The 16,033-nt window shown below is 53.9% G+C and carries 14 protein-coding genes; 6 read left to right on the top strand and 8 right to left on the bottom strand.

The window, feature by feature from the left end; all coding sequences use genetic code 11:
• Nucleotides 1–275 precede the first annotated feature (275 nt).
• From PLF13_02055 to PLF13_02045, 3 genes are read left to right on the top strand one after another with little or no spacing between them, the layout of a single operon-like run.
• Nucleotides 276–1,925, top strand: a complete 1,650-nt coding sequence (locus PLF13_02055) for an acetolactate synthase large subunit (protein HOP06055.1) — start codon at nucleotides 276–278, stop codon at nucleotides 1,923–1,925.
• Nucleotides 1,926–1,974: 49 nt separating this feature from the next.
• On the top strand, nucleotides 1,975–3,405 hold the full coding sequence (locus tag PLF13_02050; protein ID HOP06054.1) for an aldehyde dehydrogenase family protein: 1,431 nt from the start codon (nucleotides 1,975–1,977) through the stop codon (nucleotides 3,403–3,405).
• A gap of 23 nt (nucleotides 3,406–3,428) precedes the next feature.
• Nucleotides 3,429–4,028 (top strand): heme-binding domain-containing protein, encoded by a 600-nt coding sequence (locus PLF13_02045; protein ID HOP06053.1) that lies wholly within the window; start codon nucleotides 3,429–3,431, stop codon nucleotides 4,026–4,028.
• A gap of 224 nt (nucleotides 4,029–4,252) precedes the next feature.
• Here the strand turns inward: PLF13_02045 and PLF13_02040 are convergent, their stop codons facing one another.
• From PLF13_02040 to PLF13_02030, 3 genes are all read right to left on the bottom strand, one after another.
• A complete protein-coding gene (locus PLF13_02040; protein ID HOP06052.1) occupies nucleotides 4,253–5,758 on the bottom strand; it encodes a M23 family metallopeptidase in 1,506 nt (501 codons plus the stop codon).
• A 338-nt stretch (nucleotides 5,759–6,096) separates the two neighbouring features.
• Entirely contained in the window at nucleotides 6,097–7,497 is a 1,401-nt protein-coding gene (locus PLF13_02035; GenBank protein HOP06051.1) for a hypothetical protein, read from the bottom strand.
• Between the two features lie 6 nt (nucleotides 7,498–7,503).
• Nucleotides 7,504–8,100 carry a penicillin-binding protein activator LpoB gene (locus PLF13_02030; protein HOP06050.1) on the bottom strand — a complete coding sequence of 199 codons (597 nt, stop codon included), beginning with the start codon at nucleotides 8,098–8,100 and terminating at the stop codon, nucleotides 7,504–7,506.
• 190 nt (nucleotides 8,101–8,290) lie between these two features.
• Here PLF13_02030 and PLF13_02025 point away from each other — a divergent pair, with 190 nt between their 5' ends.
• Nucleotides 8,291–8,680: a RidA family protein gene (locus PLF13_02025; protein ID HOP06049.1), complete on the top strand. Its 390-nt coding sequence runs from the start codon at nucleotides 8,291–8,293 to the stop codon at nucleotides 8,678–8,680.
• Between the two features lie 74 nt (nucleotides 8,681–8,754).
• On the opposite strand, the gene PLF13_02020 is transcribed toward PLF13_02025, so the two are convergent.
• A complete protein-coding gene (locus tag PLF13_02020) occupies nucleotides 8,755–9,690 on the bottom strand; it encodes a hypothetical protein (GenBank protein ID HOP06048.1) in 936 nt (311 codons plus the stop codon).
• Nucleotides 9,691–9,794: 104 nt separating this feature from the next.
• Nucleotides 9,795–10,226 (bottom strand): hypothetical protein, encoded by a 432-nt coding sequence (locus PLF13_02015; protein ID HOP06047.1) that lies wholly within the window; start codon nucleotides 10,224–10,226, stop codon nucleotides 9,795–9,797.
• Between the two features lie 200 nt (nucleotides 10,227–10,426).
• On the opposite strand from PLF13_02015, the gene PLF13_02010 reads away from it, so the two are divergent.
• Both PLF13_02010 and PLF13_02005 read left to right on the top strand, forming a co-directional pair.
• Nucleotides 10,427–11,275, top strand: coding sequence for a deoxyribonuclease IV (locus PLF13_02010; protein ID HOP06046.1), 849 nt, complete (start codon nucleotides 10,427–10,429; stop codon nucleotides 11,273–11,275).
• A gap of 437 nt (nucleotides 11,276–11,712) precedes the next feature.
• Nucleotides 11,713–14,010 carry an SBBP repeat-containing protein gene (locus tag PLF13_02005; protein ID HOP06045.1) on the top strand — a complete coding sequence of 766 codons (2,298 nt, stop codon included), beginning with the start codon at nucleotides 11,713–11,715 and terminating at the stop codon, nucleotides 14,008–14,010.
• Between the two features lie 100 nt (nucleotides 14,011–14,110).
• Here the strand turns inward: PLF13_02005 and PLF13_02000 are convergent, their stop codons facing one another.
• The 3 genes from PLF13_02000 to PLF13_01990 are packed head-to-tail and all read right to left on the bottom strand — an operon-like array spanning nucleotide 14,111 to nucleotide 15,992.
• Nucleotides 14,111–15,031 (bottom strand): hypothetical protein, encoded by a 921-nt coding sequence (locus tag PLF13_02000; GenBank protein HOP06044.1) that lies wholly within the window; start codon nucleotides 15,029–15,031, stop codon nucleotides 14,111–14,113.
• The gene (locus tag PLF13_01995) at nucleotides 15,028–15,459 is read right to left on the bottom strand and encodes a hypothetical protein (GenBank protein ID HOP06043.1); all 432 of its coding nucleotides are present in this window, start codon (nucleotides 15,457–15,459) and stop codon (nucleotides 15,028–15,030) included. The genes PLF13_02000 and PLF13_01995 overlap by 4 nt, the downstream gene beginning before the upstream one ends.
• Nucleotides 15,456–15,992, bottom strand: a complete 537-nt coding sequence (locus tag PLF13_01990) for an RNA polymerase sigma factor (protein HOP06042.1) — start codon at nucleotides 15,990–15,992, stop codon at nucleotides 15,456–15,458. Before PLF13_01990 ends, PLF13_01995 begins: the two co-directional genes overlap by 4 nt.
• Between the last annotated feature and the right edge of the window lie 41 nt (nucleotides 15,993–16,033).

Below are 16,033 nucleotides of genomic sequence, written 5' to 3'. Positions count from 1 at the left end.
AGACGTTTTCGTAACTTATTGGTAATTAAGAAAAAACGCAGTCGAATGGACCTGAAAACAGCCTCTAAAAGCTGTTGATTCGGATCGTTTCGAATCGAAAAGTTGGAGTCTTCTGTTCAGATAGAAGCCATAACATGTGGGGAACTTCCTACATCCTCAACCATTATGGAAGAGAGCGGACAGACCTTAAAACAGCCGGTGGAATAAAGACTTGTTCGAGAATACATGGGTCGATAATATCAAACCGAAGACGGATTCAAACAGGGAGTTGATTCATGCCGAATGCATCGGAGATATTCGTTAAAGCTCTGGAAAATGAGGGTGTTGAATATATCTTCGGAGTTCCGGGCGAGGAGAATATAGATTTCCTCGAGGCGGTTCGCCGATCCCGGATCAAGTTTATCCTAACGCGGCATGAACAAGGGGCGGGCTTCATGGCCGACGTCTATGGACGTCTGACCGGTCGGGCCGGAGTATGTTTATCGACACTCGGCCCCGGCGCTACCAATCTCCTGACGCCGATTGCCGACGCCCACCTCGACCGGGCGCCGCTGGTTGCTATTACCGGTCAGGCGGATACATTGCGCATGCATAAAGAGTCGCACCAGTACGTTGATATCGTCTCCATGTTTCGCCCGACCACCAAATGGAACACTCGGATCGGTCGCCCCGATATGGTGACCGAGGCGGTCCGCAAGGCGTTTAAACTGGCCGAGGCGGAGAAACCCGGGTCGACTCATCTGGAATTTCCGGAAAACGTGGCGGCTGAGAAATGTGGTAATCCCCAGTGTTTTGAGGTGCGCAAGGTACGTCGTCCCGCCCCGGATTACAAAGCGGTCAATTGTGCTCTTGATCTGATCAAGCAAGCCCGGAAACCTTTGATCCTCGCCGGCAACGGGGCTATCAGAAAACGTGCGACCCGGCAGTTGCGAACATTTCTCGAAAAGACCGGTATGGCGGTGTGCAACACGTTCATGTCCAAGGGAGCGGCAGGGGTTGATTATCGCTACAACCTCTTTACGATCGGTTTGCAGAGCCGGGATCATATCACCTGTGCGATAGAAGAGGCCGATCTGATTATCTGTCTCGGTTATGACATTGTGGAGTATTCTCCCCAGCATTGGAATCCGAACGGAGAAAAGAAAATCATCCATATAGATTTCGCTCCGGCTGAAGTCGACTACTGGTACAATCCGGTCTGTGAGGTAGTGGGAGATATCGCCTCGACGCTCTGGGAAATAAATGAGCGGATCGACGACACGTTGCCGCGTGAAACCGGGAAATACGCTCTCAAACATCGCCGTCCGATTCTGAAGGATATCCACCAGTACGACAAGAGCAAAGCCTTCCCGTTCAAACCGCAGAAGATTTTACACGATGTCCGCGAGGTGCTGGCCGACGAGGATGTGTTGATTTCGGACGTCGGCGCTCATAAAATGTGGATCGCCCGTATGTTCCTCGTGCATGAGCCGAACACCTGCATCATTTCCAACGGATTCGCCTCGATGGGGATCGCTCTGCCGGGCGGTATCGCCGCCAAGCTGGTTTATCCGAAACGTCGCGTCATGACCATTTCCGGCGATGCCGGATTTCTCATGAACGTTCAGGAGCTGGAAACGGCCGTACGCCTGAAACTCAACACGGTCAACATGATCTGGTCCGACGGCACCCTTGGCCTGATCGAATGGAAGCAAAAAAACAAATTCGGCCGGGCCTACGCTACTCGCTTCGAAAATCCGGATTGGGTCCAACTGGCCCGCTCCTACGGTGCGCATGGTATCCGGGTGAAGAAGGGGGACGATTTGACGCAGGTGCTCAAGAAGGCGTTCCGCCTGAAAGGCCCGGTGGTGATCGACTGTCCGGTCGATTACAGCGAAAACGTGAAGCTGACCAAACGACTGGGGAAACTGGTGTGCCCGATATGAGGGGCTTTTTGAACAAGAGAGATATTCAGTAAGAGATAAGGATAGTATCATGGCCAAGCAATACAAGATGTACCTCGGCGGCGAATGGGTCGACCGACCGGAAAAAATCAAGGTAATCTCACCCTACGACGGCGCATTGGTGGGAACGGTAGCGTCCGCTTCCAAGGCCGATTATACCGAAGCGATCAAGAAAGCCCAGGCGGCATTTGCCGTTACGCGCGAATTGCCCAGCTACAAGCGCGAGCAGACCTGTCTTCAGATAGCGGCCGGGATCGAGAAAAACGCGGACAAGCTGGCCCGGATGATGGTTCGTGAGTTGGGTAAGTCGCTCAAGGACTCGCGGGGCGAAGTCAGCCGCTCCATTGGCGTGTTCCGGGTGGCAGCCGAGGAGGCCAAGCGGATCGGCGGCGAAATAATCGACTTGGACTGGTCGCCCGGCTCCGAGGAGCGCATGGGCCTGGTGCGGCGTTTCCCGCGCGGCGTGATCGCCGGTATTTCGCCGTTCAATTTCCCGCTAAACCTGGTGGCACACAAAATCGGTCCGGCCATTGCATCGGGGAATACGATTGTTCTGAAGCCGGCTTCATCGACGCCGATCATGGCTTTGTTGCTCGCCGAACTGATTGACCAAACCGACTACCCCAAAGGAGCGGTGTCGATTCTTCCGGGATCATCGCGTGAGTCCTCGCCGCTGCTCGAAGATCCCCGCGTGAAGTTGGTGACTTTTACCGGATCGTCCGAAGTCGGCTGGTGGATCAAGAACCACGCCGGACAAAAGGAAGTAGTGTTGGAGTTGGGCGGCAACGCCGGAGTGGCGATTGCCGACGACGCCGATCTCGATTTTGCCGCGAGTCGTTTGCTTTATGGAGCGTTCGCGGCGGCCGGGCAATCCTGTATTTCGGTCCAGCGGATCTACGTGCACGAGAAGGTTTATCCCCGGTTCCTTAAGATGTTCAAGAAGAAGGTCGAGGGCCTCCGTATCGGTGATCCGCTTAACGAGAAAACCGATATCGGCACGATGGTCTCCGCCGACGCAGTCAAAGCCACCCTTGAGACGATCAAGGAGGCGGTGGCCGGGGGAGCGAAAATACTGACCGGCGGCACGGCGCGTAAAAATCAACTGCGGCCGACGGTGTTGACCAATGTCAAGACCTCGATGGATGTCTGTTCCAGGGAAGCGTTCGCGCCGCTGGCTGTGATTATGAAGTACAAAAACTTCAAGTCGGTCGTGGATCAAATCAACCATTCCGACTACGGTCTTCAGGCCGGAATTTTCACCAACCGCGTGAAGGATATCTTCTACGCTTATAAATATATCGAATGCGGCGGTGTGGTGATTAACGACATCCCGACTTACCGGGCCGATCATCAGCCTTACGGTGGAGTGAAGTCCTCCGGGCTCAAGCGCGAGGGAGTGCGTTATTCGATCGAGGATATGACCGAGTTAAAAATTCTCTCGATGAACTTCAAGACCGAATAAGCGGTCGAAGGAAAAGGGGCTAAATGATGTCGGAAGACAATAACAATCGCCGACGGAGTTTTCGCTGGACGGCGATAATCCTGATCCTGCTGGTGATTTTCGTCTGGGTCACCTGGCCCAAAGACGTTGATCGCGAGTATGATTTCGAGGCGGTTGAGCCGAATCTGGATACGGCCGGTCTCCCGCCCGAAACACAGACGGCGTTGATGACGGCTTATGATGAAATCGGGCTCCATTTTACGGAAGTGGAACCGATTTTCAATCGGGCTTGTTACGACTGCCACAGCCATCGCGATAAACTGCCGTGGTATTTCAATCTCCCGGTTATGAACGGTATCATGCGCGACCATATTTCCGAAGGCCGCGAGCATCTTGATTTCACCGCCGGATTCCCGCTCCGAGGCAGAGGCGCTCAGGGCGAGTTGCTGCATGAGATGGAGGAGGAGATCAGCGAAGGCAAGATGCCGCTTCCATCGTATCTATGGACCCATCCCGAGGCCAAACTGGAAGGAGCGGTGTTGGATTCGGTAATGACCTGGCTGGAGAATGCGCAGGATCGCATTGCGGCGGTATACACCGCAACCGGCGAGCCGGTTGCACCGCCGGCGAAGAGCGTTGAATAAACCATACGTCCGAACATTCGGCTGGACACGTTGGCAATGCGGGCGACACCAGGCCACCCGCTATCGAGTGCAGGTTTCTTCAACGTATAGCAGCGGAGTTTGTCTCCGCCTCGGCCGAAGAGGGTGAGGGGGAAGACTGATGCGTTTTCCGGACAGTCCCAAACATGACAACGGCAGGAGCACCGTGCTCCTGCCGCTGTCCGTTGTGTCGCGCGGGTGGAGATTTAACTGCAGATCGGGTCCGGGCCGTTCTGGAACATGTACGTGACCAGATAAACCAGATCGGCAATATCTACATACGAGCCGCTGCCGTCGATGTCCGTGGCACGCATCAACGGCGGCTCCGGTCCGTTCTGGAACATATAGGTTACCAGGTAGACCAAATCGGCGATGTCCGGTCCCGAACCGCTGTAGTCGATGTCGGCGCAAACGAAACCGGTTCCCTCAAGTACGACATCCAGTGTTCGTTCCTCGGTCATCATCAGCACCGTATCTATCGTAGCATAGCCCAGCCGTTCAATCGTTATGGTCTGGTCGGCTCCGCCGCAGAGTAGTGAAAACGCGCCGGTTTCATCGGTCGTATCGACGGCGCTGCACGGCGCAGCGCTGATAATCGATCCTGCCAGGTTGGGGTAGCTGTCGCTGAGGCCGACCGTACCCGACAAGAGTATCTCGTTGGCCACCGTGATAGTCATGGAATCGGTGGTCACGTTGCCGCCCAGATCGGAGGCGCTGACGAATACTTCGTAATCGCCGTTGTGAAAGAAAACGGTATTCCAGCCGAGTGCCTGATGCTCCGGTTCGATGATCGTGTCGCCGTCACTGTTGGTCAGATTGAAATAATAGCGATAGGTGTTCCCCGGCGCATCGAAGCTGTTGCAAGTGGCGTCATCCTGATAGACCGTCTCGGTCAGGTCAGCCATGTCATCGTAGGAACCGTGTTCGTGCGTGAAACGCACCGAACGAGTCCAGTCGATCGAAGAATCGCCCTCGATTTTGTATTTCACTTCGTAAGGGACCGAGCGAAAGACATCGAAATTGTGCAAATCGTGAATGCAGGCGATGATGTCGACGTCGCCGCTGATCGGGGCGCCCTCGGCGAAATAACTGTCGGTCTGATTGGTACAGAAGGCCAGAAGCTGATCACCCAGGGCAGGGGTTATCTCCGGGGGAATGGTATCGTTAATCGGCTCCAGGAATTCGAGCGGATTATCGTAATAGCGCCAGTAGTCCCAGCCGGTTGACCATGCGTGGTTGGTGCCGGAATACCGAATTTTCGAGAGATGAAGATGCTCGGTGGTGGTTGGGCTGGACGGCCAGTTGACCACGACGCCGATAGAGTCACCTGCCTCAATATACTGTCCGGGAATGCCGGCGATGCTGGTGCTCACGAGGTGAGCGTACATCCAGGCGTCACATTCCTCGGTTCCGGATGAGTCGCCGATTATGATCCGCCACATGCTGTAAGAGTCGCTATTAGTCACTACGGTTTTGACCCAGCCGGATTTCATGGCGAAGACCGGGGTCAGGTACGGTACGGCGATGTCGATACCGCTGTGCATGAACGGCGGCTCGCCCGGATTTTGCAGGTAAATACCGTAATGCGCCGATACCGCGTGGTAGGTCGAGTCCGGCCACACCGGCCAGTTGTAGGCTGCTGCCGGTGAAACGGCGACGACCACCAGGACAGCCGATACAATCAATACTTTAATTGACAATCTAGCTCTCATCGAATCTCTTCTCCTTAGATTATCAGACACGACGCCACAAATCGATACCTCACATAAGGTATTATTTCTGTCTGTATGCAGTCCTGTTAAGGACTGCAACATAGAATGGAATAGCGGTGATACAGGCCGGTGTGAGGTAAATGCCCGACCTATGAAACAAGTGACGCACGATGCTTGCAAGTCTGACAGACTGCAGCACGTTTTTTTACAAGAGCCACCCCGTCAACTGCTGTTAATCTTACGGTTGCGAATCAGCGTTGTCTAACAATAGCTTAGGGCTATTTGTCGATAGTGAGGCCCACCGCCGAGGGTTCAAAATCCCCCCCCGTCGAACTTGACTAGTTCAGGTTGAAAGCTTCAACCAGATTAAGTCCCTGTTCCAGCACCTGGTAGTTTTGATAGGTAGAAGTTGTCATGAGATGTCCGGTCCGGCTGTAGAATTCGATCGTCAGATCGTGCGGCCCGGTTGGAACCACGAAATCTCCGACGAAAATTCTCCCCGGCAGATATTGCGATGAGCGCAGATCGGCGTTTTCGCTGAGATCGGTGGCGACATCGACCGCCAGCTTCTTGAGCCAGCCTTCGAGTCCGCCGGTGTCGGCTTTTTCCTTGAGCTGATGTGCCGCAAGTCCCTTGGCCAGGGCTCGCGCTATTGTTCGGATGAACACCCAGGATTTTTTAGCGTCAAACGTTTCCCGCGCCACTTTGTTGACATCCTCAATCAGGTTCAACTCACCCGCCGGTTGCCCGTCGATTGTCAGTTGTACCGAACCGACGTCGGAAAACCGATCAACCAACTGCGGGATGGCGAACTTGAAATAATAGTCCTCATTGATCGGCGCGGGAAAATGTGCGTACTCGACCTGGTTGGTGTCGGGACCGTCGTAAAGGACCTGTACCAGATTCAGGTCCTTGTCGGTGCGCAGGCGAAGACTGAGAGTCTGCTTGTTGGGAGCTAAACCTGCCAGAGCGACAACGGCCAGAATGGCTCCCTCGTCTGAGGCGTAGGTCACCTCGGGCAGGGTGAAGTCATAGACGTTCGGTTGCAGGGTGAACGCCTGACGCAGTTGCTCCTCGTCGATGCGGGCATCATCGTATTTGCCGTCAGCGGCATAAAGGTGCATGCTCAGCCAGCGCGCGAAGGCATCGTTGTAAAAATGAACTTCCTTGACGTCGTAATCGAAATCGATATAGCTGGTGTCTTTGCGTGATTCTTCACGAAAAACCGCGGCCGCATCGGCGTATTTGGTTTTAAGCAGATCCAGCTTGAGGTTGGCGCGCCGTATCTCTACCAGGGCATCTTCATGATCGTCGAGAGCAGCATAGTTGAGAGCTTTGATCAGATTGGTGTAGAGGATTTCGTAGTCTTCGCCGGAATAATCGAGAGCGTTGTCGTTGAGCACGGTCGAGAGCATCGCCTTGGAGACCGACTTGGTGAAAAGCTCATCGGCGGCCTGCTCCGCCTGGGTTAGTTTCTCGTTGCTTATCTCGTAATTCTCGGCGTAATGATTGAGCATACCGGCATCGATGAAATAAATCAGGCGATCTTTTTCACCGAATTTGTTCTTCTCCCGCGCCGTTTCGAGCGACTGCACCGCCGTCTGAAGACTGTCGGCTCGGACCTGAGCGGTTATCGGCTCGTAGAACCCGAAACGGGTCGCCATGGAGCCGCAACCGCTCAGCAGCCCGATAACGATCAGGCCGAGAAGAAGCCGGAATGACTGAATTGATCGGGACAAATCAGATTACCATTTGGTTTTGCCCTGGGAGATTCCCTTTTTGATCTTCTTGGTGCCGATCCAGACCTTCTCCATCGACTCGATATTGATCAATTCGAGATCGGTCTGATAAAAAGTAACGTGTTTACCTTCCTCCTGGTCGGTGATGGTCTTGATAGAGCCCTGGAGGATAAAATCGGCGCCGGTCTCCTCGCGCAACTTTTTAGCTGTTTCACGTGAGGCAAATTCCTGCTGCTCCTGGCGTTCTTCGCGGATCTCGGACCGTTGCTCCTTGGCCGCTACGAATCGCACCTTGCCGGAGTTGATCAACTCCCGCTCGAAATCGGCGATAAAGGTCCCGGTGTTGATATGCTCCGAACTTTCGTTGTGGATCGTTCCGACCGTCACTACCGGCTTGTCGGCTTTGGCCTGCATGTAGTCGGTGTACCAGGGGCGGTTGAGGCAGTCGGATATCATCTCCTCGGCAACCAGCCGGGAGTCGGTGTCGTTCCATTGACCCGAAAGGTCCGTGACCGAGTCGGTGTCGAGGCGAGTTACGGTCTTGCCGCCGCCACAGCCGCCGATCAGGGCGATTACGATCAGTCCCGTCAATAACAGTCTCATGATTACTCCTTTGTCTATAAACACTTTGTATCAATCTTTCCTGACCCACGTCAATCATATCGGCCAAATCCTGACGGTTCAACATTATTTTCGGCTATGGTCAACCCTTGTTGAAAAATGACCGATAAAAATGATATAGATTATAGTACCGCCGGGAGTTGCGGGTTCATTCTGATCAATAGGAGGCAATATGGCCAGAAAGAATATCTTTTCCACGTCCCCTTTCGAGGAACAGCTAGGATTTTCACGTGCCGTTCGGGTAGGTAACCATATTTACGTTTCCGGTACGGCGCCAATCGCTGCTGATGGCTCCACGGCCTGCCCGGGGGATGCTTATGGTCAGGCCAGACGTTGTCTTGAGATAATCCAATCGGTGCTGGAAAACAGCGGCGGGTTGATGTCTGATGTTATTCGTACCCGTACTTATATCACCGAAGCCTCGGTTTGGAGAGATGTCGGTCAGGCTCACAGCGAGTTTTTTGCCGATGTCAGGCCGGTATCGACAATGGTGGTGGTGAGTGGTTTGGTTAGAGACGACTGGATGGTCGAGATCGAGGCGGAGGCGATTGTCGAGGAATAACAAGACAACCAGCGGCAGGTAAATAAAAACGGGCGGCCCGGCATGGGACCGCCCGTAGTTTTTTTTGGGGACGATCAGTTACAATCCGCGGGAGGACCGCCGTTGAACATGTAGTTTACCAGGAGCAGCAGATCGGTGATATCGATATTCCCGTCGCAATTCATGTCGCCTCGGAGGACATCGCCGGGATCACCGGTGATTTCGGTCACGTGAATCGATACGTTTCTGGTGGAAGTGTTCCCTAACGCATCGGTGGCCAGCAGTTCAAGCGTAAAGTCTCCGACATTGCCATAGGCCGGTTGCCAGTTGAAAGTCCATGGCCCGTCACCCGTGAGAGACGGTTCCGGGAACTCCGACCAGTAGCCGTAGAAATCATTGATTTGCAGGCTGACCGGGGTGTTAAGACCGTACACCGTGATCGGGAAGGACAGTAAGTGCGTAGCCTGTACACTGTACTCACTAGCGCAGGAAATGGCCAGATCTGATTCTATTACCTGCAAGTGGCTGGTTAGAAAAGTCAACGGATTATCCCACCCCGATCCGCCGACTTCGTTGCTGCAGACGCCCAGGGTGTCGATTTTAATGAAGCTTAAAAGATCTCCCGGCCAAACATTCGAAAACCACATCTCGCCGATTTCACCGGCGCCCGCCGGTAAGTAATGCTGCATGGAAATAAACCCGGCGCAGATCGAATCGATGGTGCCGCCCTCACTGTAATATCCGTTACTGAACGACATGAATAAATCAAAAATGTTGGTTCCTGAGGTTCGGCCCGAACGAGTGATCGAATCCGCATAAATTCCGGGACTGGTTGTGCTTGCCGTGAAAGACAAACTTGCACCGATCAATTCATGGGAGCGATTGTTCATGTAGACCGGGACACGAATTACACCATTCCCCATGTAATAGGCGAATCCATCTCCTATCCGAACGGTATCGGGGGATTGTCCCACCGCTGTCGATCCCACGATTAACAGCGCTATTGTGGTAATCAATGCCAACTTATGCATACATATCTCCCTGAAGCTTGACAACGTGATGAACGGTATACTTTATAATAGCAAAGCCGGTCGATGTATGCAACGACAAATAAGCCCTGTTTTTTTCAAGAGGATTAGTCTTTGTCGTCGGTTTCCAACACACCCAGCTTCTGAAGCCGGGTACGAATCGCTCCCCGCTTGCGCTGCAGCGCTCGGGCGATTTCCTGAAGGCTCCGTCCCGAGCGATAAAGCTCCACCAACTGGCTTTCTTCAGCCTTACTCCATTCGGCAAAAGCTCGCGGGTACTCCTTGCGCATTTCGGAGAGGTTAACGATCCGACCGCCGGAAGCGCGGATGCGGATTTCTCCCTCGACGTTAAGCTGTTGCTCCGGTGTCACGAATTGTTCGATCAACTCGTTGGCAAGTTTGGCCGTGACCATGATGTCCGACAGGGTGAGTCGTGAGTCATGGAGCAGAATCTGATAATACGAATATCCCTTGGCGATCATCGCCAGGATATCGGTTACCTTTATTTCGGTGTCTCGGATAGTAATTGGTTGTTGCATCGTAACTCCCCTTTATAACGGGTTTTCTGTTTTCTGATCCAACATGCGACAGGGAGGTGACAGGGGATGTCAGTAATTCTATGGCGAATTGGTTGACGAGGGAACCCATGCCGAGTAATTTGGTTAATGATAACAGTTTAGACGGCCAATAAATCGGTCGACCGAGAACGGGGATAATTCAGGAATACGGGGCCAGATATATGATATTCGGAGCACATGAATCAATAGCGGGTGGTGTTTACACTGCCATTGAACGAGGGCAAAAGGCGGGTTGTGATGCCGTTCAACTGTTTAACAAATCCAACAACCAATGGCGGGCCAAGAAGCTGACCGATGACGAGATCGAGAAATTCTTTGCCCTCCAAAAGGAGACCGGTGTCGCCGCGGTAGTTTCCCATACGAGTTATTTGATCAATATCGCTTCTCCCAAAGACGATCTGGCCAACCGCTCTCTTGCGGCTTTGACCGAAGAAATGGAACGTTGCCATGTGCTCAAGATTCCTAATCTGGTCATGCACCCCGGATCGCATGTCGGCTCGGGCGAAGAAACCGGGATGCTCCGTATTGCCGAGAATATCAATCGCATGTTCGAGAAACTTCCCGACAACTCTGTCACACTCCTGCTCGAAGCGACTGCCGGACAGGGATCAAATCTGGGTTACACATTCGAGCAACTGGCCGGGATCATCGATAAGGTTGAAAACGGACAACACATGGGAGTATGTCTCGACACCTGTCATATTTTTGCCGCCGGCTATGATATCCGCGATCCTGAGGAATACAAAAAGACGTTTGATACTTTCGACAAGGTGATAGGACTTGATCTCCTTCGGATTATCCACGTCAACGATTCCAAGCGGGAGTTAGGTTCGAGGGTAGATCGTCATGAGCATATCGGTAAGGGGCAAATTGGCCTGGAGGGATTTCGCAATCTGGTCAACGACCGTCGCCTCAAGAACATTCCGATGATTCTCGAAACTCCCAAGGGGGAAGACCTGGCCGAGGATATCGAGAACCTGGCTGTGTTGCGGGGATTGGTGAAGGAGTGATCCTTAATAGACCGTGATCCCGGTTATGAGAGTATAGCTTTTGGTGGATTCGAAGACTATATCTACAGAGAGAAAGCAAATCGTCCGCAGCGCAGGTCCGTCTTCGAACCTGCGCTTTTAAGTGATATGCAAGCTGACCTGCCTGTCGAAACTCATGTCCGATGCCGACGCCATGTTGACGCCTACGAATGGTTAGCACGCCTTATGCCTGACCCTTCGCCTATATTTACTGCGCGATCAAATATACCCTTAGGTAAATCTGCTTTACCGGCGTTATATTCCGGCATCCTCTTAGCGGGGACATTTCGGTGTAACCGTTGAGCCTTCCTTCACGACTTTCGCCGATCAACGGTTGTTTGCAGTCCGATCTGTTTCCCGGAGCGGTGTTTTAAACGTACCTGTCTTTTATTACCATTCATTAAGCGGAGTTATAACCGATGAAGTCACGCCTTATTACGTGGCTGCTCGCCGGTATGGTGCTGGTTTCAGGCACTGGTGTACGTGGCGAGCTGAGCGGAGACATTGTCGAAACGCTTCAGAATCTCCCGTTGACCTTCACCCCGAACGTTGGTCAGTGGGACAGTCAGGTGCTTTTTCAGGCCGATGCCGGTCCCGTAACTATCTGGATTACTCGTACCGGGATCACTTATCAAATGACCCGGCGCAGTGTTGCCGCAACATCGGGATCGCCCCGGGGCGGTCAATACGAACAGCTTTTATTACGTGTCACACTACCCGGTGCTCGTGAGGAGTTTGTCGCCGTCGGTGAGGAGTCGATCGAGCGGCATACCAACTTCCTGATCGGCAATGATCCCCGGGGTTGGTGGACCGATCTTCCCGGCTATCGGGCGGTGTGTCTGTCCCAGGTCTATCCCGGTATTGATCTTCGTTTTTACGGTCGCGGCGACGGCCTTCTGGAATACGATTTCATTGTCGCCCCCGGAGCCGATCCCGGTTTGATCCGGATTAACTATGACGGTGCGGAATCAATGACAGTTAATGAGGCCGGGGAATTGGTCATTGGTACGCCCTGGAACCGGGTAATCGAGAAATGTCCGCAGATTTTTCAGGCTTCATCCGATGGCCGGTCATCGGTTACTGGTGCTTACCGCCTGGTCGATCGATTCTGTTTTGGGTTTGAGATCGGCGACTATGATCCGACTCGCCCTTTGGTGATCGATCCCACCCTGGCTTATTCGACCTATCTCGGCGGCGGCGGGAGCGACATTATCGAAGATATGGTTGTAGATGCTACCAGTTCGGTGTATGTCACTGGGTATACTTCCTCACGTAATTTCCCGTTACAGACGCCTTACCAGACCACTTTTGCCGGTATCGACGCGTTTGTTTCCAAACTCTCTTTTGCCGGTGATGCTCTTGTTTTTTCAACTTACCTGGGTGGTATGTGGGACGACTACGGTCGCGGTATCGCAGTCGGGTCGAACGGTCGGATTTATGTAACGGGGGAGACGGAGTCATCGAATTTTCCGATTATGAACGCCGCCGATCCGACTCTGGCGGGGGAGAAGTTCGACGCTTTCGTAACGGTTCTTAACGCTTCCGGCAACAGCCTCGTGTTCAGCACTTTTCTTGGAGGCGCCATGGATGATTACGGCCGCGACATTGCCGTTTCTCCCGCCGGTACGGTGTACGTTACCGGTGAAACCAAGTCGACCGATTTCCCTACCCTCAATCCGTTCCAGGCGGCTTTGGCTTCTTCGAATAAACCGGATGCGTTCGTTACGATGTACTCCGCGACCGGGGTGGTTTCAGGCAGCACTTATTTAGGCGGCGCGGGTGACGACTACGGGCAGGCAATTGCCTGGGCCGATACCGGCGGAGTCGGGATCGCCGGTAAAACCAATTCAGCCAATTTCCCGCTCCAGAATCCGCTGCAGTCGACACTCCAGGGAGCGACCGATATCTTCTTCGCTCGTTTCAACGCCGCCGGTAACGGGCTGGTATATTCAAGTTATCTGGGCGGATCAGCCAATGAATTGCTGGGTGGGTTGGTTTTTGGATCAGGCGGAGCCGCGACACTGACAGGATCGACCGAATCAGCGGATTTTCCAATCGTTGCCGAGTTACAAACGGACCAGACCGGATGGGATGCTTTTATCTCGCGGGTTACACCGGATGGCTCCGCGCTTCAGTTCAGCACCTATTTAGGTGGCGTTTCCGCTGATTACGGTCAGGCGGTGGCGTTGGATGCGGCTACCGGAACGATCTATCTGACCGGGGAGACTTTCTCCAATAACTTTCCAACCGTTGACCCTTATCAGTCCGGTTTGAACGGTACTTCGGATGTCTTCGTGGCCGGTATCAGCGCCGATGGCTCCACGCTCAATTTGAGCAGTTACCTGGGTGGTTCCACCGGACTGGACTACGGGACTTCAGTCGGGTTCAGCGGCAGCCTGTTCGTAGCCGGTTACACCTATTCAACCGACTTCCCGATGCAAGCTGCTTTTCAGGACAGTCATCGCGGGGGTAATACCGATGGTTATATCGCGCGGATGATTCTTCACCCTATCTGTGCCGACATCAACGGCAATGGTTCGGGACCTGACATCGCCGATCTGGTTTATATGGTGGCTTTTATGTTCCAGGGCGGGCCTGAACCGCCTCTTCCTGCGGCATGTGATATCAACGGTGATGGCTCTATCGCCGACATTGCCGATCTTGTCGATCTGGTCACCTACATGTTCCAGGGCGGCAGCGCTCCTTCCTGCTGGTAGGAGTGGCATCTATCTCACATCGCACAACGTGTCGACGCTCCCCAATGGCCGGGGGCGCGACACGTTTCGGCGAAATGGGAACTTCGTCAACCTTTACGGATCATTTCCCCGCGTTTATGATCAGGGTGTCTTCGATATCAAAACCCAGAACGGAAGGCGTGTCCGGGCGAAATACCAGTTTGAGAATCGCATCCGGCGAAATCACCACGCTGCGACTCTGGGCCGAGTTGTAGCGATGGTCGGGAGAAAAATCAGCCTGGTCGATACAATCGGAGTCAATCGAATAAGTACGCTGGAATTCCACCGCACAGCGTGTCGGTTCCGTGATCGAACCGATATCTTCCGAAAACGACACCACTACGTTGTAGTCAAGCAGGGCTGTAGTCCCGTTAACCGTGCGTGAAAACCAGGTCCCCAGTTCGTTACCGGTCTGCGCCAACGGACGATCCGCATAGTGGCGATCGCGGCTCGAAGGATCGTTGAGTCTTCGCGAAATGATTCCGATCCGTTGCGGGCCACATTCGGTCGGAAGGCCCGTGCGTTCGGGAGAGGCGGTGACACTCAATACCCCCTTGCGGCCTTCGGGGCCGATTCCCAGGGGAATAAATATCGGCGCATCGCCGGGAAGGGCGGAGGAAACCGGAATCGCTCGGCCATCGGAAATATCATAGTAGTTCTTGCCGACTTGATCGGTCAGGTTCATTACGATCACCGAGCCCTCGATGAATCTTCCATAGCTGCGATCCATCAGTCGCAGATCGAAAACAATCTGGCGGTTGACACCTGAGGCTTCGAGATCGATCGATCCCACCTGGACTGATTTCTCGTTGGCGGTCCAGTACATCACACCGGTACAGGGAACGGAGCCGGTGCAGAAACATTCGCCGGACATACCGCCGTCAATCAGCAGGGTGTCTTCGAGGTACATCAAGCGGACTTCAAGATACGTGCTGTCCGGCGCAGCGGCGAACGAGGCTGCCGCCGACAGCAATATCAGCATTAGGCAGGTATATCGTTTCATATACTGTCCCTCTCCGTTTTGGGGGTGACGGGAATTTCGACCGATACGGCCGTGACCGGTTCGCAGGTTATTACCTGAACGAACCGAGCCTGTTGTATTGCCGCCGGTGGTTGTTCTGGTCCGATGTTTTGAGACCAAGGGGTGAGCCATCCCCAGGCGGCCGCCAGAAGTACCGCCGCCGCTACCGGCCAGGGGACTCGGATCGAGTGTCGGTACCAGGGGATTACATCCGGTTCGTTGGGGAGCCCTCGTTCGGGACGAATCTCCGGCATGGAAGTAAGTTCCTGCCGTAATAGTTGCACGCCTTCAAAGAAGCGGCGACAATCAGGACAATCTTTCAGATGTTTTTCGATTTCGGGCGGGATATCCATCGTGCCGCTGTCGAGCCGGTCGGAGATCGACTTTTGTATTTCTTCACAGGTCTTCATTTCAAGAAAACCTCCTTATCTTTTATCTTCTTGCGAATGCGAAAGAGTCGCACCCGCACGTTCTCTTCGGACAAGCCCAGCATTCCGGCAATCTCTGCGACGGCAAAGCCCTGTTGCTCCCGCAGGAGCAACAATTCTCGCTCGGCCACGGTCAGTCCGGCCAGTACCCGGCTTAAGGTCGTGCCGAACTCGGGATTGTTCGGGGCGCAGAGATAATTCTCGGGAAGCTGATCCAGCGATCGACAGCTCGCGCGCCGCCGCCGATTGAGGATCAGGTTGCGGGCGGTTACGATCAGCCAGCCGCGTATGGAGTTCACCGTGCGGTGCGAACGAGCCTCGCGCATGAGTCGCAGAAACGACTCCTGCACGGTGTCCTCGCTTTCGTTTCGGTCCCCGCATAGGGCGAGGCAGAAACTCATTACGGCCGAGCTGTGGCGGTCGTAGAGGCGCTGCATGCCCGAGCGGTCGCCCCGGCGGAAGGCGCTCCAGTCTGTCCGATCGTTGTTTTCCATATTCTTAAGAGAACGACACATGAACCTCCCGAACGTTACGAACAAACTACACCGGCGGAGCG

Source organism: Candidatus Zixiibacteriota bacterium, assembly GCA_035380245.1.
GTDB lineage: Bacteria > Zixibacteria > MSB-5A5 > GN15 > FEB-12 > DAOSXA01.
Note: the sequence above shows the minus strand (reverse complement) of the source record. Positions and strands in the feature narration are given on the sequence as shown.